This window comes from Bacillus mycoides (genome assembly GCF_001757995.1).
GTDB classification, from domain to species: Bacteria; Bacillota; Bacilli; order Bacillales; family Bacillaceae_G; genus Bacillus_A; species Bacillus_A mycoides_B.
Genome location: NZ_LXLV01000073.1, coordinates 201,247 through 221,619 on the forward strand (window position 1 = coordinate 201,247; position 20,373 = coordinate 221,619).

The 20,373-nt window shown below is 35.7% G+C and carries 18 protein-coding genes and 1 rRNA gene; 8 read left to right on the top strand and 11 right to left on the bottom strand.

Annotated elements, in window-relative coordinates; all coding sequences use genetic code 11:
- Positions 1-16 precede the first annotated feature (16 nt).
- Positions 17-874: a mechanosensitive ion channel family protein gene (locus BWGOE10_RS27350; protein WP_002089952.1), complete on the bottom strand. Its 858-nt coding sequence runs from the start codon at positions 872-874 to the stop codon at positions 17-19.
- Positions 875-1,134: 260 nt separating this feature from the next.
- Here BWGOE10_RS27350 and yyaC point away from each other — a divergent pair, with 260 nt between their 5' ends.
- Positions 1,135-1,731, top strand: coding sequence for a spore protease YyaC (gene yyaC / locus BWGOE10_RS27355; protein ID WP_002089953.1), 597 nt, complete (start codon positions 1,135-1,137; stop codon positions 1,729-1,731).
- A 20-nt stretch (positions 1,732-1,751) separates the two neighbouring features.
- Here yyaC and spo0J read toward each other — a convergent pair whose 3' ends face one another.
- The 10 genes from spo0J to rpmH all read right to left on the bottom strand — a co-directional run bounded on the left by spo0J (position 1,752) and on the right by rpmH (position 10,808).
- Positions 1,752-2,603 carry a stage 0 sporulation protein Spo0J gene (spo0J, locus tag BWGOE10_RS27360; protein ID WP_171903152.1) on the bottom strand — a complete coding sequence of 284 codons (852 nt, stop codon included), beginning with the start codon at positions 2,601-2,603 and terminating at the stop codon, positions 1,752-1,754.
- Positions 2,596-3,357, bottom strand: a complete 762-nt coding sequence (gene soj / locus BWGOE10_RS27365; protein WP_002016469.1) for a sporulation initiation inhibitor protein Soj — start codon at positions 3,355-3,357, stop codon at positions 2,596-2,598. The genes spo0J and soj overlap by 8 nt, the downstream gene beginning before the upstream one ends.
- A gap of 186 nt (positions 3,358-3,543) precedes the next feature.
- Positions 3,544-4,416: a nucleoid occlusion protein gene (gene noc, locus BWGOE10_RS27370; RefSeq protein WP_070145751.1), complete on the bottom strand. Its 873-nt coding sequence runs from the start codon at positions 4,414-4,416 to the stop codon at positions 3,544-3,546.
- A gap of 105 nt (positions 4,417-4,521) precedes the next feature.
- Positions 4,522-5,241: a 16S rRNA (guanine(527)-N(7))-methyltransferase RsmG gene (gene rsmG, locus BWGOE10_RS27375; RefSeq protein WP_070145753.1), complete on the bottom strand. Its 720-nt coding sequence runs from the start codon at positions 5,239-5,241 to the stop codon at positions 4,522-4,524.
- Positions 5,242-5,262: 21 nt separating this feature from the next.
- Positions 5,263-7,152: a tRNA uridine-5-carboxymethylaminomethyl(34) synthesis enzyme MnmG gene (gene mnmG / locus BWGOE10_RS27380; protein WP_070145755.1), complete on the bottom strand. Its 1,890-nt coding sequence runs from the start codon at positions 7,150-7,152 to the stop codon at positions 5,263-5,265.
- A 58-nt stretch (positions 7,153-7,210) separates the two neighbouring features.
- Positions 7,211-8,587, bottom strand: a complete 1,377-nt coding sequence (gene mnmE, locus BWGOE10_RS27385) for a tRNA uridine-5-carboxymethylaminomethyl(34) synthesis GTPase MnmE (RefSeq protein WP_070145757.1) — start codon at positions 8,585-8,587, stop codon at positions 7,211-7,213.
- Between the two features lie 228 nt (positions 8,588-8,815).
- Positions 8,816-9,433: an RNA-binding cell elongation regulator Jag/EloR gene (gene jag, locus BWGOE10_RS27390; protein ID WP_070145759.1), complete on the bottom strand. Its 618-nt coding sequence runs from the start codon at positions 9,431-9,433 to the stop codon at positions 8,816-8,818.
- The gene (gene spoIIIJ, locus BWGOE10_RS27395; protein WP_002089960.1) at positions 9,430-10,197 is read right to left on the bottom strand and encodes a YidC family membrane integrase SpoIIIJ; all 768 of its coding nucleotides are present in this window, start codon (positions 10,195-10,197) and stop codon (positions 9,430-9,432) included. The genes jag and spoIIIJ overlap by 4 nt, the downstream gene beginning before the upstream one ends.
- Before the next feature lie 52 nt (positions 10,198-10,249).
- The gene (rnpA, locus tag BWGOE10_RS27400) at positions 10,250-10,597 is read right to left on the bottom strand and encodes a ribonuclease P protein component (protein ID WP_002089963.1); all 348 of its coding nucleotides are present in this window, start codon (positions 10,595-10,597) and stop codon (positions 10,250-10,252) included.
- A 76-nt stretch (positions 10,598-10,673) separates the two neighbouring features.
- Entirely contained in the window at positions 10,674-10,808 is a 135-nt protein-coding gene (rpmH, locus tag BWGOE10_RS27405; RefSeq protein ID WP_000831901.1) for a 50S ribosomal protein L34, read from the bottom strand.
- A 563-nt stretch (positions 10,809-11,371) separates the two neighbouring features.
- On the opposite strand from rpmH, the gene dnaA reads away from it, so the two are divergent.
- The 7 genes from dnaA to BWGOE10_RS33165 form a co-directional block, all read left to right on the top strand.
- Positions 11,372-12,712, top strand: a complete 1,341-nt coding sequence (dnaA, locus tag BWGOE10_RS27410; protein ID WP_070145761.1) for a chromosomal replication initiator protein DnaA — start codon at positions 11,372-11,374, stop codon at positions 12,710-12,712.
- Between the two features lie 182 nt (positions 12,713-12,894).
- Complete coding sequence (gene dnaN, locus BWGOE10_RS27415; protein ID WP_070145763.1) at positions 12,895-14,040, top strand: DNA polymerase III subunit beta; 1,146 nt, start codon at positions 12,895-12,897, stop codon at positions 14,038-14,040.
- A 128-nt stretch (positions 14,041-14,168) separates the two neighbouring features.
- Positions 14,169-14,381 (top strand): S4 domain-containing protein YaaA, encoded by a 213-nt coding sequence (yaaA, locus tag BWGOE10_RS27420; RefSeq protein WP_025146931.1) that lies wholly within the window; start codon positions 14,169-14,171, stop codon positions 14,379-14,381.
- A 12-nt stretch (positions 14,382-14,393) separates the two neighbouring features.
- A complete protein-coding gene (gene recF / locus BWGOE10_RS27425; RefSeq protein WP_070145764.1) occupies positions 14,394-15,521 on the top strand; it encodes a DNA replication/repair protein RecF in 1,128 nt (375 codons plus the stop codon).
- Positions 15,522-15,559: 38 nt separating this feature from the next.
- Positions 15,560-17,482 (top strand): DNA topoisomerase (ATP-hydrolyzing) subunit B, encoded by a 1,923-nt coding sequence (gene gyrB, locus BWGOE10_RS27430; RefSeq protein ID WP_070145766.1) that lies wholly within the window; start codon positions 15,560-15,562, stop codon positions 17,480-17,482.
- 88 nt (positions 17,483-17,570) lie between these two features.
- Positions 17,571-20,042, top strand: a complete 2,472-nt coding sequence (gene gyrA, locus BWGOE10_RS27435; RefSeq protein WP_070145768.1) for a DNA gyrase subunit A — start codon at positions 17,571-17,573, stop codon at positions 20,040-20,042.
- Positions 20,043-20,285: 243 nt separating this feature from the next.
- Positions 20,286-20,373 (top strand): 16S ribosomal RNA (locus BWGOE10_RS33165); the annotation flags it as partial.

A 20,373-nucleotide genomic window follows, 5' to 3' on the forward strand; every position in this document is an offset into this window, starting at 1 on the left:
TAAATCCCTCCCACTATTAAATTGCTTTTTCACTAACTAATTCTTCGCGACTATATAAAACCATACGTGGGTATGGAATTTCAATCCCATGTAAATCAAGACGATTTTTAATCTCTTTGCGAAGAGCCCTCGCAATAACTGCATGCTGCATCGGCTCAACTTCAGCAATAACACGTAATACAACTTCAGACGCTGCCAATGTTTGAACACCTAGCAATTGAGGTGTTGTTACCATTTTCTCATATTTTTCTGGTAATTCCACTAATAAATCTTCAATAACTTGCTCCGCTCGTACTATATCACTTTCATAAGAAATAGATACATCAACAAATGCTACACTATTACTAACGGAAAAGTTCGTTACTTGTACAATACTACCATTTGGTATTATATGAATTTCACCTGTCCAGCTTTTCATCTTCGTTGTACGTAGTCCTATTTCCAAAACGGTTCCTTCAAATTGACCTATTCTTACATAATCACCTACTGAAAATTGATCCTCTAACAAAATAAATAATCCTGTAATAACATCTTTAACCAAACTTTGCGCACCAAAACCGACTGCTAAACCAATTACCCCAGCACCGGCTAATAGACCTGACGCATTAATATCAAACACACCTAAAATCGCAATTAACATAATGAACATAACAACGTATGCCACAATATTTTCAAGCAACTTCGCTACCGTAACTGTACGACGTTCTGAAATTTGAATCGGCGAACGACTTCCCATACGAAACGCATTTCGTACAATTGCCCTTGCAACTCGCACAACGATTGCACCAAGTATTAAAATAACGATTATTTTTAGTGATTTCACACCTATATTCGTCCAATCAATGGACTCAAACCATTTCAACGCTAAATCCATGTCCCTCTACCTCTCCAGCTAAAATTTCTTTTTAGTTATCCTTCTTATTGTATCAGAACTCTCTCTGATTTCTGAAAAAAATTTATGACTTTAATTCCATTTGTTAACTTCTATTCAGGTATAAAATGAGACGAATATATATATACTAGTACTATTATTTCCGTTTTCATTCACAGTTTGTAAAAAGTATGCACTTATAATTTTCCATTTCACACACCATATAACATATTGTGAAAATTTATTAAAAGGATGGGTGCTTCATGAATATTAGAAGTTTTCGCTTACCTTTTTTTGAAAAAGAAACTCAAAATGTTATGCATCATGACTTAGAAGCCTCTGAGACAATCAGTAATTTCTTACTTTCTCATATTCCCATTAAGACTAATATGCCACTCATTCTCGTTTGTATCGGAACAGACCGTTCCACTGGTGATGCACTTGGTCCGTTAGTCGGTACTAAACTAGAACAAATTGAAATCAAAAATCTTCAAGTATTCGGCACACTAGATGAACCAATACATGCACTAAATTTAGAAGAAAAAATTCAGAATATACAGAAAGAAAATCCTACTTCATTTATTATTGCTGTTGATGCATGTTTAGGGAAATCTCAAAGTATCGGTTCTATAACTACCGGAAAGGGCCCTAGTAAACCTGGAGCTGCGATGAACAAGAAATTACCTGAAATTGGTGATTTACACATACATGGCATCGTAAATTTAAATGGTTTCATGGAGTTTTTCGTACTTCAAAATACGAGACTAAGTTTAGTCATGAAGATGGCTGATGTAATTGCACAAAGTATAAAAGAAACAGACCAAAAATTATCTGCATTAAAAAAAGCAAACCATCTATAAACAATAAGATGGTTTGCTTTTTAATTTTCCTTTGATAATAATTCTAAAATTCGATTTAAATCTTCTTTATTAAAAAATTCGATTTCGATTTTACCTTTTTCTTTTTTCGTTTCTTTGATCTTTACATCCGTACCAAACTTTTCTCTTAAAAACGTTTCACGCTCTACAAAAAATATATTTCTTTCTTTTTTCACTTGTTGTGTTTCACGTGAAACACGTTGATTAATTTCCTGGACAATTTGTTCCAATTGGCGAACATTCAGTCCTTCTTTTTCAATTCGCTTCAATAAAGATTTCAACTGTTCTTCATCTTTTATTGTAAGTAAAGTTCTTCCATGAGCCATTGAAAGCTCACCGTTTGCAATCATATCTTGAACGAATGAAGGGAGGCTTAACAAACGAGTATAATTTGCGATATAAGGTCTGCTTTTACCCAGACGTTTTGCTAATTGTTCTTGTGTTACATTTAGCTCGTTCATTAACATCTGATATGCCATTGCCTCTTCCATAGGATTTAAATCTTCTCGTTGTAAGTTTTCAAGCAAAGCAAATTCCATCATTTGCTGCTCATTTAATTGCCTTACAACAGCAGGCACTTTCTCAAGTCCGGCCTCTTTAGCAGCACGATATCTTCTTTCACCTGCAACTATTTCATATCCTTTAATACTCTTTCGAGCAATTAACGGTTGCAATATACCGTGCTCTTTAATAGAAGCCGCTAATTCCTGAATCGCTTCTTTATTGAAATGTTTACGTGGTTGATATGGATTCGGCCTTAATTCAGTTACGATAATCTCCTGAATCGTTTCTTCTTCTTTCACATCTAAATCTGGAAAAAACACATTGATTCCTCTTCCTAATCCCTTAGCCACCTGCAATCACTTCCTCTGCTAAATCTAAATATACTTCTGCTCCTCTTGATTTAGCGTCATACTGCATAATTGGTTTTCCATGACTTGGTGCCTCACTTAAGCGAACATTACGAGGAATAATCGAACGATATACTTTATCCCTAAAGTATTTTTTCACTTCATCTATAACTTGAATTCCTAAATTTGTACGAGCATCCAACATCGTTAACAATACACCTTGAATTGCTAAATTTTTATTTAAATGCTTTTGCACAAGTCGAACTGTATTTAATAGCTGACTTAACCCTTCCAGCGCGTAATATTCACACTGTACAGGAATAATAACAGAATCTGCTGCTGTTAATGCATTAATCGTTAATAACCCTAAGGATGGGGGACAGTCAATAATAATATACTCATATTCATCACGAATTGGCTGTAATGCTCTTTGCAAGCGTACTTCCCGGGAAATGGTTGGTACCAATTCAATTTCAGCACCAGCCAATTGAATTGTAGCGGGTAGAACATCTAAGTTTTCAGTTGCGGTTTTCCGTATAGCGCCTTGAACATCTGCATCTTCTACAAGAACATTATAAATACATTGATCTAATTCAGACTTTTCAATTCCTACACCAGTCGTTGCATTTCCTTGAGCATCAATATCTACGAGAAGGACTTTTTTTCCTACTTGTGCCAATCCAGCCCCTAAATTAACGGATGTTGTTGTTTTTCCAACACCGCCTTTTTGATTAGCAATAGCAATGATTTTTCCCATGATGTCACCTACTTTCAACCTTTCTTTCTTATTCTAGAAATAATTATGTTTATTGTAACATGAAATAAAAGTTTTTCTTTTACGTCCTTATTAAACTTCAAAATTTATTTCTAAACTCCTTCTTGCTTTAACAAGAAAATATAGTAAAAGAGACCTCTCCAATAGGATAAGGTCTCTAGCACGTAATTATTTTTTCTTCGGAATTTTAATCGTAATTTGATAGTATTCATCAAACTCTTCTTCTGCAGAATTAACATTCAAACCACTGTTAGCAACCATTTGTAATGATTGTCTAATTGTGTTCATAGCAATTCTCGCATCTCGACTTACTGCTTTTTGCTTCGCTTTGCGCTTTGGTTTTACTTCTTCTAGTAACTTTGCAATTCGTTCTTCTGTTTGCTTTACATTCAATTGCTTCTCCACAATCTCTTGTAAAACCTTCAGTTGTAATTCCTCATTTTTCAAAGGAATAATGGCGCGGGCATGCCGTTCTGTAATACTTTTTTCTAATAATGCACCTTTGACTTCTTCAGGCAACTTTAATAATCGCAATTTATTTGCGACTGTCGATTGTCCTTTTCCAAGTCGTTGTGCCAATGCTTCTTGTGTTAAATTATGTAACTCAATCAGCTTTTGATATGCCACAGCTTCCTCGATTGCTGTTAATTCCTCACGCTGCAAATTTTCAATTAAAGCTACAGAAGCTGTCTCAGTATCATTTAAATTCTTTATTATTGCAGGAACTTTTTCCCACCCTAACTTTGTTGCTGCGCGGAAACGCCTTTCCCCGGCAATAATCTCGTACTTATCATCCTCATACTGTCTCACAACAATCGGCTGGATAAGCCCATGTGTACGGATCGTTAACGCTAGCTCATCAATACGTGCATCGTCAAAAACTGTTCGTGGTTGATAACGGTTAGGGGTAATGTTTACTATCGGAATTTCCTGTATTTCTTCATATACCTTTTTATCTATTTCTTCATGGCTTTCGTCTTGTAATTCGAATTCGCTCTCTTTATCTCCAAAGCCAAATAAACGAGAAAACGTATTTTTCATACATATTCCACCACCTTTTAGGCCTATTGACTGTTCTACATAAAATGTTTCCTATGAAACATTTACGTTTTCATTTATATAATTTAATCTTACGTCTAATAAGATTTATTTTTCAATAGGTAATTTATTGGGCGTTCCCGGTTTGCGTGGATATTTCTTTGGTGTCTTGCGCTTTTTCTCGATTAATAAAATATTACGCTCACTTTCTTCAAACGGTAATTGGAACGTAAACATTTCTTTTAATTCTCCGCCAAGTACCTCTAAAGCATACTTGCCATTCTCGATTTCTTCGTTCGCTGCTGCACCTTTCATTGCAATGAATGTTCCTCCTACTTTTACAAGTGGTAAACATAGCTCACTTAATACAGAAAGACGTGCAACTGCACGTGCCATTACAATATCGTATGCTTCACGTACACCTTCTTTTTTACCAAATGTTTCAGCACGATCATGACAAAATGCAACGTCACTTAATTCTAACTTTTGCGCTAAGTGGTTTAAGAAATTAATACGTTTTTGTAATGAATCAACAATTGTTACTTTTAAGTGCGGGAAACAGATTTTTAAAGGGATACTTGGGAATCCAGCTCCTGCTCCAACATCACAAATAGAAAATGGTTTCGAAAAATCATAATAAAAAGCTGCTGTAACAGAATCAAAAAAGTGTTTTAAGTATACTTCTTCTTTCTCCGTAATAGCCGTTAAGTTCATTTTTTCATTCCACTCTACTAACGTTTCAAAGTAGATTTTGAACTGCTCTAACTGTCTAGAAGAGAGGGAAATACCCTTCTCTTCTAGCATAGATTGAAATTGTTCTATGTTCATCTAGCAATATCTCCTTACTATTTATTGGTTCGATACTCGTGCAATTTTTCCTTGTTCAATGTAAATAAGTAAAATGGAAACATCAGCTGGATTTACGCCAGAAATACGTGAAGCTTGCCCCATCGAAAGTGGACGAACATCTTTCAATTTCTGTCTCGCTTCTGAGGCAAGGCTAGAAATCGCATCATAATCAATATCCACAGGGATTTTTTTGTTTTCCATTTTCTTCATACGGTCTACTTGCTGTAAAGACTTTTCAATATATCCTTCGTACTTAATCTGAATTTCAACTTGTTCTGTAATTTCATCATTTAATTCTAATTCACTTGGTACTAAAAGATGGATATGCTCATATGTCATCTCTGGACGACGTAATAAGTCACTTGCACGTATTCCATCTTTCAATTCGCTTCCACCAATACTACGAATTAATTCTTGAACTTCAGGGTGCGGTTTAATAAAAATACTCTCTAACCGTTCCTTTTCCTGATCAATTTGTAGTTTTTTATTTGTAAATCTCTCATAACGATCTTCTTTAATTAAACCAATTTCACGCCCAACCTCAGTTAGACGAAGATCTGCATTATCATGGCGTAATAATAAACGATATTCTGCACGAGACGTTAATAAACGGTATGGTTCATTTGTGCCTTTTGTTACAAGATCATCAATTAAGACCCCAATATATGCATCAGCGCGCCCTAAAATAACTTCTTTTTTACCTAAAGAACGACACGCTGCATTAATTCCAGCCATAAGTCCTTGTCCTGCCGCTTCTTCGTAACCAGAAGTTCCATTAATTTGTCCTGCTGTATATAAATTTTTAATTTTTTTCGTTTCAAGTGTTGGCCATAGTTGCGTTGGTACAATTGCATCATATTCAATTGCATAACCCGTACGCATCATTTCAACATTTTCCAGGCCAGGAATTGTTCTAAGCATTGCACGCTGTACATCTTCTGGTAAGCTCGTCGATAAACCTTGTACATATACTTCTTGCGTATTACGTCCTTCTGGCTCTAAGAAAATTTGATGACGTGGTTTATCATTAAATCTTACTACCTTGTCTTCAATTGAAGGGCAATATCTAGGCCCTGTTCCTTTAATCATACCAGAATACATAGCTGAGCGATGTAAGTTTTCATCTATTAAACGATGTGTTTCTGTACTTGTATATGTTAACCAACATGGAATTTGATCCATAATAAATTTTGTCGTTTCAAAAGAGAAAGCACGTGGCTTATCATCACCTGGTTGAATTTCTGTTTTACTATAATCAATTGTATTGCTGTTTACACGCGGAGGTGTACCTGTTTTAAATCTAACAAGATCAAAACCAAGTTCCTCTAAGTGTTCAGATAACGTAATAGATGGTTGCTGATTATTTGGACCACTTGAATATTTTAAATCTCCCATAATAATCTCACCACGTAAAAATGTTCCCGTTGTAATTACAACTGTTTTCGCTGTGTATTCAGCACCAGCTTGTGTAATTACCCCTTTACATACACCATCTTCAACAATTAAACGCTCTACCAGACCTTGAAACAACGTTAAGTTTGGTGTCTCCTCAATTGTTTTCTTTAACTCATGCTGGTAAGAGAATTTATCAGCTTGTGCACGAAGCGCGCGTACAGCCGGTCCTTTACCCGTATTTAACATACGCATTTGAATATGTGTTTTATCAATATTGCGTCCCATTTCTCCGCCTAATGCATCAATTTCACGAACAACAATCCCTTTTGCTGGTCCACCAACAGAAGGGTTACATGGCATGAACGCTACCATATCTAAGTTAATTGTTAACATTAATGTTTTTGAGCCCATTCGTGCTGCCGCAAGACCAGCTTCACATCCTGCATGACCTGCACCGATTACTATGACATCGTATGAACCGGCATTGTATCCCATTGTTTATTCCTCCTAATAACCTCTATCTCGCTAAAGCATCTCTGATTAAAGTTTCACTTTATTTTCCTAAACAAAATTGAGAGAACAATTGGTCAATTAAGCTTTCATGGACAGTATCACCAGTAATTTCACCAAGTATTTCCCACGTTCTTGTTAAATCAATTTGAACCATATCAATCGGAACACCATTTTCTATCGCTTCAATTGCATCACTAATTGTTTTTCCTGCTTGTGTTAATAATCCGATATGTCTCGCATTAGACACGTATGTCATATCCGCAGAATCAATTGTTCCTTCAAAGAATAAATCAGCTATTGCCTTTTCAAGCTCATCTATTCCTTTCTCCTCAATTAGAGATGTTGTAATAACACGATTGCCTACCGCTAAATCTGTAACACGTTCCATATCAATTTCTTGCGGTAAATCTGTCTTATTTACAATGACAATGAAATCTTTTCCTTGTACAGCGCGGAATAGATCCTCATCTTCATTTGTTAAAGCCTCACTATAATTAACTACAACTAACACTAAGTCTGCTTGGCTCATCATTTCTTTTGAACGCTCTACACCAATTCGTTCAACAACATCTTCCGTTTCACGAATTCCGGCTGTATCTATAAGTTTAAGTGGTACACCACGCACATTAACGTACTCTTCAATAACATCACGAGTTGTTCCTGCAATATCAGTTACAATTGCCTTTTTCTCCTGAACAAGACTATTTAATAGCGATGATTTCCCAACGTTAGGTCTACCGATAATCGCGGTAGAAATACCTTCACGTAAAATCTTTCCTTGCTTCGATGTTTCTAATATCTTTTTAATTTCAGCACGGACATGTGTAGCTTTTTCAATTAAAATATTATGCGTCATCTCTTCTACATCATCATATTCTGGGTAATCTATATTCACCTCAATATGAGCTAATGTTTCTAATACTTCTTGACGCAAATAGCCGATTAATTTAGATAATCGTCCTTCCATTTGGTTAATCGCTACATTCATAGCACGATCCGTTTTCGCACGGATTAAGTCCATAACAGCTTCTGCTTGTGACAAATCAATACGTCCATTTAAAAAAGCACGTTTTGTAAATTCACCAGGCTCTGCCAGTCGTACTCCTTGTGCTAAAATAAGCTGTAATACTTTATTTACCGAAACAAGTCCACCATGACAGTTAATTTCTACTATATTTTCACGCGTAAAAGTCCTTGGTGCACGCATAATGGACACCATAACTTCTTCAATAACTTGATTTGTATCTAAATCAACAATATGACCATAATGAATCGTATGAGAAGAAACCTGTGTTAAATCCTTCCCTTTAAAAATACGATCGACTTTCTCAATCGCATCATCCCCACTTACTCGAACAATGGCAATTGCACCTTCCCCAAGTGCTGTGGAAATTGCGGCAATTGTATCAAATTCCATGTCCTTTCACCTCACTTGCTTATTTATCTCTATTTCAACATGAATTTTTTCCGTCACTAAATTATTAGGATACCATAACGAACCTATCTACAAAAGAATAATAACTCATTTTATTATGTCCTTATGTAAAAAACACTAAACTTATTCACAGTGGATAAGTTTAGTGTTTTTTTAGTTATCCACATTTATTTTCGCCTCAAAAAAACCGGCACTCAATTGAGTAACCGGTCACTTGGAAGATATTACAACATACCGATGTGGTTCTTTCCCTTCAGAAGTTGTAATGATATTTTGATGATTAGATAATGCTTGGTGAATAATTTTTCGTTCAAAAGAAGGCATTGGTTCTAGAACAACTCTTTTTTTCGTACTCACTACTTGTTTTGCTAATCGATAGGAAAGCGATTCTAACGTATTTTTTCTTTTACTACGATAGTTTTCAGCATCCAGTGTAATACCAATATATTGCTTTGTATTACGATTCGCAACAAGTTTTGTTAAATACTGTAAAGAGTTCAATGTATTACCTCTTTTACCAATTAAAACGCCAATGTTATCACCATAAATTGTAAATTCAACTTCGCGTCCTTTTACAATTTTTCTAATCTCAACTTCCACACCCATATTTTGAATAACATTTTTTAAATATTCTTCACATTCTTGGATTGGATCTTTTTTCAATACAACTTCTACTACAGCGGGGCGATTCCCAAATAAACCTAGGAATCCCCTCTTACCCTCATCGATAATTTTTATATCTACTCGATCTTTCGAAGCATTTAATTGTCTTAAAGCATCTTGTACTGCCAGCTCGACTGTTTGTCCTTTAGCAGTAATTATACTCACTTGCTTGATCCTCCTGCCTTACTAGCCTTAATCTCAGGCCCTTTGATCATATACATTTGAGCGATACCAAAGATATTACCAACTACCCAGTACAATGATAGTGCTGCTGGGAAGTTAATTGCAAAGACTAAAATCATAATTGGCATAAGCCAAATCATCATTGCCATTTGCGGATTTTGTCCAGCTGTTCCTGCCATTGCAAGCTTTTGCTGAATAAACGTCGTAATAGCTGCAACAATTGGAAGGATATAGAACGGATCCGCCTGTCCTAAATCGAACCATAAAAATGTATGTTCACTAATTGCTGTTGTTCTCATAATCGCATGATAAAACGCGAATAAAATAGGCATCTGAACAAATATTGGTAAACATCCTGCTAATGGGTTTACACCATTCTTTTGATATAACTGCATCATTTCTTGTTGTAGTTTTTGCTGTGTTGCTTGATCTTTAGAACTATATTTCTCTTTTAATTTCACCATTTCTGGTTGTAACGCCTGCATTGCTTTCGTACTCTTCGTTTGTTTAATCATTAATGGTAATAATGCAAAACGAATAATAAGAGTTGTAACAACGATTGCTAAACCGTAATTACTACCAAATAATTCTGCAAAATACGTGATTAACTGAGAAAGCGGGTATACGAAATATTCATTCCAAATCCCAGTGCTTTTCGGTGTAATCGGCTGATTTGTTTCACTACAGCCGGTAGCAATTGCCATTAGCATAATAACCATGGCTAATAAACCTATTTTCTTTTTCAAAGCCTGCTCCTCCTTGTTTCGGTATGTATATAGTGTAATTCATTTCCTTACGCTACTTTTTTATTCTTTTCATACCAGAGCGTTTAAAGACATGAATTAAGCTTTTCTTTAACTCTTCATATGTCATCTCTGCACAAGGCTTCCTTGCTATTATAACAAAATCTTTTCCAGAATCTATCTCATCTTTTAATTCTATAATCGATTGGCGAATCATACGCTTAATTCGATTACGAACTACTGCATTTCCTATTTTCTTACTAACAGAAAGACCAATGCGAAAATGCGGCTGTTTTTCTTTATCTAATTTGTATACAACAAACTGGCGATTGGCATTCGATTGTCCTTTTTGGAAAACGGCCTGGAATTCATCATTCTTTTTTATACGGTTTTTTTTCTTCATATCAATTGACACTCCTGTATTTCATCAGCGGAAACTCATTATTATTAGAAAAAAAGACCACTGAACGATCAGTGGTCTACGCAGATAATACTTTTCTTCCTTTACGACGACGAGCTGCTAGCACTTTACGTCCGTTTGCTGTGCTCATACGGCTGCGGAAACCATGTACTTTGCTGCGCTTACGTTTATTTGGTTGGTAAGTTCTTTTCATTATATGACACCTCCCTGAGGAATATCTGTTAAAGACAGTCTAATAAATTATAGTAAATCAAATAGGAAAATGTCAATGGTTCTCGAAATTTTCATCAAATATTCGTTTTTAACCTATTCACACACTTTTTCACAGTCCCTACATTTCCTTGTGGATAAATATATTTTCTCTTTTTTGTATCCACAAACTCTTTTTTTACTTTTACACAGTATATCGTATTGTGGACAAGTTTATTCCACAAGGTATTGATTTTGTGGATAACTTTCTTAAATTCATTGCTATAGCTGCTTTTTTTTGATATTATAGTTGTGTTTTCACTTTGAATAAGTTTTCCACACCTTTATTTTATCCACAATTTGTGTATAACATGTGGATAGTTTAAATCACATGTGGGTAAATAGTTGTCCACATTTGTTTTTTTGTCGAAAACTCTCTCTCGGATACTAACGACGTTTTTATATTTTAAAATACGTTTCGTATAAATATGCATTGAAAATATTTGCAGGTTGTACAATTATTGCGCAACCTTATTCTTTTACCATCTTTGTAAAGGAGGGACACCTTTGGAAAATATCTCTGATTTATGGAATAATGCCTTAAAAGAATTAGAAAAAAAGGTAAGCAAGCCAAGTTATGAAACCTGGTTAAAATCAACAACTGCTCATAACTTGAAAAAAGATGTATTAACTATCACAGCTCCAAATGAATTTGCTCGTGACTGGCTAGAATCTCATTATTCGGAACTAATCTCCGAAACACTTTATGATTTAACAGGGGCAAAACTAGCTATTCGTTTTATCATTCCCCAAAGTCAGGCAGAAGAGGATATAGATCTCCCTTCTGTTAAGCAAAAACACGCACATGATGAGTCTAATCACTTACCACAGAGTATGTTAAACCCAAAATATACATTTGATACATTTGTTATTGGCTCTGGTAATCGTTTTGCACATGCTGCTTCTTTAGCTGTAGCCGAGGCACCAGCTAAAGCCTATAATCCGCTCTTTATTTACGGGGGCGTTGGACTTGGAAAAACACATTTAATGCACGCAATTGGGCATTATGTAATTGAACACAACCCGAATGCAAAAGTTGTATATTTATCATCTGAAAAATTTACAAATGAATTTATTAACTCAATTCGTGATAATAAAGCTGTCGATTTTCGTAATAAATATCGTAATGTAGATGTCTTATTAATAGATGATATTCAATTTCTTGCTGGAAAAGAACAAACACAGGAAGAGTTCTTCCATACATTTAATGCGTTACATGAAGAAAGTAAACAAATTGTGATTTCAAGCGATAGACCACCAAAAGAAATCCCAACTTTAGAAGATCGCCTTCGTTCTCGCTTTGAATGGGGGTTAATTACGGACATTACGCCACCAGATCTAGAAACTAGAATCGCAATTTTACGTAAAAAAGCAAAAGCAGAAGGTCTTGATATACCAAATGAAGTTATGCTTTATATCGCAAATCAAATCGATTCAAATATTCGTGAACTAGAGGGTGCACTTATTCGAGTTGTAGCTTATTCGTCTTTAATTAATAAAGATATGAATGCTGATTTAGCGGCTGAAGCGCTTAAAAATATTATTCCAAACTCTATACCTAGAATTATTTCTATTTCTGATATTCAAAAAGCTGTTGGGGGCGTCTATCAAGTAAAGTTAGATGATTTCAAAGCAAAAAAACGGACAAAATCCGTTGCATTCCCGCGCCAAATTGCGATGTATTTATCACGTGAACTTACGGACTCATCTTTGCCAAAAATAGGTGAAGAATTTGGTGGCCGCGATCATACAACAGTAATCCATGCTCACGAAAAAATTTCGAAGCTATTAAAAACGGATACTCAATTACAAAAACACGTTGAAGAAATTAAGGATATTTTAAAATAGTAGTAGATGAATAGTGTGAATAACTTAGCTTATTTTACGCACAGTCTATCCACATGTAGATAGACTGTTTTTACATCTTTAAACAGGGTTATCCACATATCCACAGGACCTAGTACTATTACTACTACTTTTTTATCTTTATTAAATAAATAAAATCTTATACTTACCGGAGGTTTTTCGTTATGCGTTTTACAATACAAAAAGACTATCTTGTAAGAAGTGTACAAGATGTAATGAAGGCAGTTTCTTCTCGTACAACAATTCCAATTCTTACAGGGATTAAAGTTGTAGCAACGGAAGAAGGAGTTACTTTAACAGGTAGTGATGCAGACATCTCTATCGAATCATTTATCCCAGTCGAAGATGCTGGAAAAGAAATTGTAGAAATTGAACAATCAGGAAGTATTATTTTACAAGCAAAGTATTTTAGTGAAATCGTAAAAAAATTACCTAAAGAAACTGTCGAAATTTCTGTAGAAAATCATTTTATGACAAAAATAAAATCTGGAAAATCAGAGTTCAACTTAAATGGTTTAGATGCTGCTGAATATCCGTTATTACCACAAATCGAAGAACATCATGTATTTAAGGTTCCAACAGATTTACTAAAGCACATGATTCGTCAAACAGTATTTGCAGTTTCAAGTTCTGAAACAAGACCAATCTTGACAGGTGTAAACTGGAAGGTATATAACAGCGAGCTAACTTGCATTGCAACAGATAGTCACAGGCTAGCACTTCGTAAAGCGAAAATCGAAGGGTATAATATTGCCGATGAATTTCAAGCGAATGTCGTTATTCCTGGTAAGAGCTTAAGTGAATTAAGTAAAATTCTAGATGAATCTGAAGAAATGGTAGATATCGTTATTACGGAGTATCAAGTATTATTCCGTACAAAACATTTATTATTCTTCTCAAGATTGTTAGAAGGGAATTATCCAGATACAACGCGTTTAATTCCAGCCGAGAGTAAGACTGATATTTTTGTAAATACGAAAGAATTTTTACAAGCAATTGATCGTGCGTCGCTATTAGCAAGAGATGGTCGTAACAACGTTGTTAAATTATCAACATTAGAACAACAGATGTTAGAGATTTCTTCGAATGCACCAGAAATCGGAAAAGTAGTAGAAGAGGTTCAATGTGAAAATGTAGATGGAGAAGAATTAAAAATATCTTTTAGTGCAAAATATATGATGGACGCATTAAAAGCTTTAGATAGTACAGAAATTAAAGTTAGTTTTACTGGAGCGATGAGACCGTTTTTAATTCGCACAGCGAATGATGATTCCATCATTCAATTAATTTTACCGGTACGTACTTACTAAGTAAGGGTTGAGGGTTGCTAGTGTAAAGGTACTAGTGACCCTTATTTGATTTGTAGGGTATTACTTTCCTAATGCTAGTTTATTTAGTACAATGAAAGAATGAACACTTTCAGAAAGTGAGCGATTTTATGAAACTTATTAAGATTTCAACAGAATACATTACACTAGGACAATTTTTAAAGTTAGCTGATGTAATTGATACAGGCGGCGCTGTAAAATGGTTCTTACAAGAATATGAAGTATACGTGAATCAAGAACTTGAAAATAGAAGAGGCCGAAAGTTATATGCAAATGATATTGTTGAAATTCCGGGAAGCGGAACTTTCCAAGTTCAATCATAAAGGGGGATCCCTTTGTTTATTACAGAAATACAATTAAAAAACTATCGCAATTATGAGCATTTAGAGCTTTCCTTTGAGGATAAAGTCAATGTAATTATTGGTGAAAATGCGCAAGGGAAAACGAATCTAATGGAAGCTATTTATGTATTGGCGATGGCGAAATCCCATAGAACTTCGAACGATCGTGAACTCATTCGTTGGGATGAGGATTATGGTAATATAAAAGGTAGATTACAAAGGCGAAATAGTTCTTTATCCTTAGAATTAAATATTTCAAAAAAAGGTAAAAAGGCAAAGTTGAATCAGTTAGAACAACAAAAATTAAGCCAGTACATTGGTGAAATGAACGTTGTTATGTTTGCCCCAGAAGATTTAAATCTTGTAAAAGGAAGCCCTCAAGTACGAAGACGCTTTTTAGATATGGAACTTGGACAAATAGCTCCGGTCTATTTGTATGAATTAAGCCAATATCAAAAGGTACTCACGCAACGAAATCATTTACTTAAGAAGATGCAAGGAAATAGTAAAAATGAGGAAACGATGTTGGATGTATTTACACTTCAGCTTATTGAGCATGGTGCGAAAATTTTGCGGAAACGTTTTGAGTTTTTGCATTTACTACAAGAATGGGCTGCTCCAATCCATCGCGGGATTAGTAGGGGATTAGAGGAGTTAGAAATCGTTTATAAACCAAGTGTAGATGTATCAGAATCAATGGATTTGTCGAAAATAAAAGAAGTATACTATGAGAGTTTTCAATCTGTGAAACAACGTGAAATTTTTCGGGGTACAACTTTACTCGGTCCTCATCGTGATGATTTACAATTCTTCGTTAATGGTAAAAATGTTCAAGTCTTTGGTTCACAAGGACAACAGCGAACAACCGCACTATCCCTAAAATTGGCTGAAATTGAATTGATATACTCAGAGGTTAAGGAATATCCAATCCTTTTACTAGATGATGTGTTATCAGAATTAGATGATTATCGTCAATCGCATCTGCTAAATACAATTCAAGGAAAAGTGCAAACATTTGTGACAACGACGAGTGTCGACGGAATTGAACACGAAACATTGAAAGAAGCGAAAACAATTCATGTAACGAACGGCACGGTAGATTGTGAAATAGACAGAAAATAATTTCTGTTTAAATGGAAAAGTAGGTGATCTTTGTGTCAATGGAACAAAAGCAAATGCAGGAAAATGCATATGATGAAAGTCAGATTCAGGTGTTAGAAGGACTGGAAGCGGTTCGTAAGCGTCCTGGTATGTATATCGGTTCTACAAGTGGAAAAGGTCTTCATCACCTCGTATGGGAAATAGTTGATAACAGTATTGACGAAGCTTTAGCGGGATATTGTGATGAAATTAATGTCAGTATTGAAGAAGATAATAGTATTGTTGTAACAGATGATGGTCGTGGTATCCCAGTTGGTATTCAAGAGAAAATGGGACGTCCTGCTGTAGAGGTTATTATGACGGTACTTCATGCTGGAGGGAAATTTGGCGGTGGCGGTTATAAAGTTTCTGGTGGTTTGCACGGAGTAGGTGCATCTGTTGTAAATGCTTTATCAACAGAATTAGAGGTATTTGTACATCGAGATGGAGAAATACACTATCAAAAATATGAACGTGGTATCCCGGCTGCAGATTTAAAGGTAATAGGTGAAACAGACCGTACAGGAACAATAACACGTTTTAAGCCCGATCCAGAGATTTTCCAAGAGACAACAGAATATGAATTTGATACATTAGCTACCCGTATGCGTGAGCTAGCGTTTTTAAATCGTAATATTAAATTGACAATTGAAGATAAGCGTGAACATAAGCAAAAGAAAGAGTTCCATTACGAAGGCGGAATTAAATCTTATGTGGAACATTTAAATCGTTCAAAACAACCGATTCATGAAGAACCTGTATATGTTGACGGTTCAAAAGATGGGATTCAGGTTGAGGTTGCTCTTCAATATAACGAAGGCTATACAAATCATATTTATTCATTTACAAATAATATTCATACGTATGAAGGCGGTACACATGAGGTAGGTTTTAAGACTGCTCTAACACGTGTAATTAACGATTATGGTCGTAAAAATAACATTTTAAAAGATGCGGATAGTAATTTAACTGGTGAAGATGTTCGTGAAGGTTTAACAGCAATCGTGTCAATTAAGCATCCAAATCCACAATTTGAAGGACAAACGAAGACGAAACTTGGAAATAGTGAAGCGAGAACGATTACAGAGTCTGTATTCTCAGAGGCGTTTGAAAAGTTCTTACTAGAAAACCCCAATGTTGCACGTAAAATTATAGATAAAGGGACTATGGCAGCACGTGCACGTGTAGCGGCTAAAAAAGCTCGTGAACTAACGCGCCGAAAGAGTGCTCTAGAAGTTTCAAGTTTACCAGGGAAGCTAGCTGATTGTTCTTCTAAAGATCCAGCAATCAGTGAAATTTACATCGTAGAGGGTGACTCTGCCGGCGGATCTGCGAAACAAGGGCGTGACCGTCATTTTCAAGCGATTTTACCACTTAAAGGTAAAATTATTAATGTTGAAAAGGCGCGATTAGATAAAATTTTATCTAATGATGAAGTGCGTACAATTATTACAGCAATCGGTACAAATATTGGTGGGGATTTCGATATTGAGAAGGCTCGTTATCATAAAGTAATTATTATGACAGATGCCGACGTGGATGGTGCACATATTCGTACCCTATTATTAACGTTCTTCTATCGTTATATGCGTCAAATAATTGAGTGTGGTTATATATATATCGCACAGCCACCGTTGTTTAAAGTACAACAAGGTAAAAAAATTCAATATGCTTACAATAATAAAGAACTTGAAAAAATACTAGCTGAATTACCAGCTCAACCTAAGCCTGGGATTCAGCGTTATAAAGGTCTAGGGGAAATGAATCCAACTCAGCTGTGGGAGACGACGATGGACCCAGAAGTACGTTCGTTACTTCAAGTTTCCCTTCAAGATGCGATTGAAGCGGATGAAACATTTGAAATTTTAATGGGTGATAAAGTAGAGCCGCGTCGTAACTTTATCCAAGAAAATGCAAAATACGTGAAAAACCTTGATATTTAAGTGAGTAATGACAGGAATCTAAGTATTCCTGTCTTCTACATATAAATCAATGTATGTGTAACGGAAATGTAAGAGGAGGTGCTCGTTGATGTCAGACAATCAACAACAAGCACGAATTCGAGAAATTAATATTAGTCATGAAATGCGTACCTCATTTTTAGATTACGCAATGAGTGTTATCGTGTCTCGTGCATTACCAGATGTTCGTGATGGATTAAAACCAGTTCATCGTAGGGTTTTATATGCGATGAATGATTTAGGAATTACAGCTGATAAAGCATATAAGAAGTCGGCGCGTATTGTCGGCGAAGTAATTGGTAAGTATCACCCGCACGGTGATTCAGCTGTTTATGAAACAATGGTACGTATGGCGCAAGATTTTAGTCAACGTTACATGCTTGTTGATGGACATGGTAATTTCGGTTCTGTTGATGGAGATTCAGCGGCAGCAATGCGTTATACAGAAGCAAGAATGTCTAAGATTTCTATGGAATTAATACGCGATATTACAAAGAATACAATTGATTATCAAGATAACTACGATGGTTCTGAAAGAGAACCAGTTGTATTACCAGCGCGTTTCCCTAACTTATTAGTCAATGGTACGACGGGTATTGCGGTTGGTATGGCAACAAACATTCCACCGCATCAACTTGGAGAAGTAATTGACGGTGTGTTGGCATTAAGTCATAACCCTGATATCACTATCGCGGAATTAATGGAATATATTCCTGGACCAGACTTCCCAACATCAGGTTTAATCTTAGGAAGAAGCGGGATTCGAAGAGCTTACGAGACAGGCCGTGGTTCTATTATAATTCGTGCTAAAGTTGAAATTGAAGAGAGAGCCAACGGTAAACAATCTATTATTGTAACTGAGCTACCTTATCAAGTTAACAAGGCACGTTTAATTGAAAAAATTGCAGAATTAGTTCGTGATAAGAAAATTGAAGGTATTACAGATTTACGTGATGAATCGGATCGAAATGGTATGCGCATTGTTATGGAAGTACGTCGCGATGCAAATGCAAATGTACTATTAAATAATCTTTATAAACATACAGCACTTCAAACAAGTTTCGGTATTAACATGTTGTCTCTTGTAAATGGAGAGCCACAAGTTCTAAATTTAAAACAAAATTTATATTATTATTTAGAGCACCAGAAGGTCGTGATCCGCAGACGTACTGCCTATGAGTTAGAGAAAGCAGAAGCGCGCGCTCATATTTTAGAAGGATTACGAATCGCTTTAGATCATCTTGATGAAGTCATTGCGTTAATCCGTAGTTCAAAAACAGCTGATATTGCAAAACAAGGTTTAATGGAACGATTTGGCTTAAGTGAGAAACAAGCACAGGCGATTTTAGATATGCGTCTGCAACGCTTAACTGGATTAGAACGTGAAAAAATCGAACAAGAATATCAAGACTTAATGAAGCTGATTGCAGAGTTAAAAGCAATTTTAGCAGATGAAGAGAAGGTTCTTGAGATCATTCGTGAGGAATTAACGGAGGTCAAAGAACGTTTTAATGATAAGAGAAGAACAGAAATTACAATTGGCGGTATGGAAGCTATAGAGGATGAAGATTTAATCCCAGAACAAAATATCGCAATTACACTTACTCATAATGGTTATATTAAGAGGTTACCGGCTTCTACGTACAAAACACAGAACCGTGGGGGACGTGGTGTACAAGGAATGGGTACGAATGATGATGACTTTGTTGAACATTTATTAACAACGTCTACTCATGATCATATTTTATTCTTCACAAACAAGGGTAAAGTATACCGTACAAAAGGATATGAAATTCCAGAGTATAGTCGTACGGCAAAAGGCATACCAATTATTAATCTATTAGGGGTAGATAAGGGTGAGTGGATCAACGCTATTATTCCAATTCGTGAATTTGGTGACGACGAGTTCTTATTCTTTACAACGAAACAAGGTATTTCTAAGAGAACGCCGCTCTCATCATTTGCAAATATACGTACGAACGGTTTAATTGCAATTTCGCTTCGTGAAGAAGATGAATTAATTTCTGTACGTTTAACATCTGGTGATAAAGATATTATCGTAGGGACAAGCAACGGTATGTTAATTCGCTTCAATGAACAGGATGTACGTTCTATGGGCCGTAATGCAGCTGGTGTAAAAGCTATTACACTAGGCGAAGAGGACCAAGTAGTAGGTATGGAAATTGTTGAAGAGGATACGAATGTCTTAATCGTAACGAAGAACGGGTATGGTAAGCGTACGCCGGTTGAAGAGTATCGACTACAGAGTCGTGGTGGTAAAGGTCTGAAGACTTGTAACATTACAGACAAGAACGGTAAATTAGTAGCAGTTAAGTCTGTAACAGGTGAAGAAGACATTATGTTAATTACAGTAGCGGGTGTTATTATTCGTATGCCAGTTGATCAAATCTCTCAAATGGGGCGTAATACACAAGGTGTTCGTCTAATTCGATTAGGGGATGAGCAAGAGGTAGCGACAGTAGCAAAAGCACAAAAGGATGAAGAAGAAGAAATTAGCGAAGAGGTTTCTTCTGAAGAATAAGAGTGGGGATTTCTCCCCCTCTTATTTTTTTATAATAATACTTGCATAGCAATAGTAAAGTGTATATAATAGGCAGAGTCAGCAAATGAGAGATACAAGTTGTCGAAAAAAACTTGTTGACGAAAATAATATACTATGATATATTATGAAAGTCGCTGAAACGCGATGTTGAACTTTGAAAACTAAACGAAACAAACAACGTGAAACGTCAATTTTTATTTTTAGATGCTAGACAAACTAACTTTATTGGAGAGTTTGATCCTGGCTCAGGATGAACGCTGGCGGCGTGCCTAATACATGCAAGTCGAGCGAATGGATTAAGAGCTTGGAT

What these genes read in the sequence shown, in the direction of transcription:
- BWGOE10_RS27350 (WP_002089952.1), bottom strand. Translation starts at nt 874, where the DNA reads ATGGATTTAGCGTTGAAATGGTTTGAGTCCATTGATTGGACGAATATA.
- yyaC (WP_002089953.1), top strand. Translation starts at nt 1,135, where the DNA reads ATGAATATTAGAAGTTTTCGCTTACCTTTTTTTGAAAAAGAAACTCAA.
- soj (WP_002016469.1), bottom strand. Translation starts at nt 3,357, where the DNA reads ATGGGAAAAATCATTGCTATTGCTAATCAAAAAGGCGGTGTTGGAAAA.
- noc (WP_070145751.1), bottom strand. Translation starts at nt 4,416, where the DNA reads ATGAAAAATACGTTTTCTCGTTTATTTGGCTTTGGAGATAAAGAGAGC.
- rsmG (WP_070145753.1), bottom strand. Translation starts at nt 5,241, where the DNA reads ATGAACATAGAACAATTTCAATCTATGCTAGAAGAGAAGGGTATTTCC.
- mnmG (WP_070145755.1), bottom strand. Translation starts at nt 7,152, where the DNA reads ATGGGATACAATGCCGGTTCATACGATGTCATAGTAATCGGTGCAGGT.
- mnmE (WP_070145757.1), bottom strand. Translation starts at nt 8,587, where the DNA reads ATGGAATTTGATACAATTGCCGCAATTTCCACAGCACTTGGGGAAGGT.
- rnpA (WP_002089963.1), bottom strand. Translation starts at nt 10,597, where the DNA reads ATGAAGAAAAAAAACCGTATAAAAAAGAATGATGAATTCCAGGCCGTT.
- rpmH (WP_000831901.1), bottom strand. Translation starts at nt 10,808, where the DNA reads ATGAAAAGAACTTACCAACCAAATAAACGTAAGCGCAGCAAAGTACAT.
- dnaN (WP_070145763.1), top strand. Translation starts at nt 12,895, where the DNA reads ATGCGTTTTACAATACAAAAAGACTATCTTGTAAGAAGTGTACAAGAT.
- yaaA (WP_025146931.1), top strand. Translation starts at nt 14,169, where the DNA reads ATGAAACTTATTAAGATTTCAACAGAATACATTACACTAGGACAATTT.
- gyrB (WP_070145766.1), top strand. Translation starts at nt 15,560, where the DNA reads ATGGAACAAAAGCAAATGCAGGAAAATGCATATGATGAAAGTCAGATT.
- gyrA (WP_070145768.1), top strand. Translation starts at nt 17,571, where the DNA reads ATGTCAGACAATCAACAACAAGCACGAATTCGAGAAATTAATATTAGT.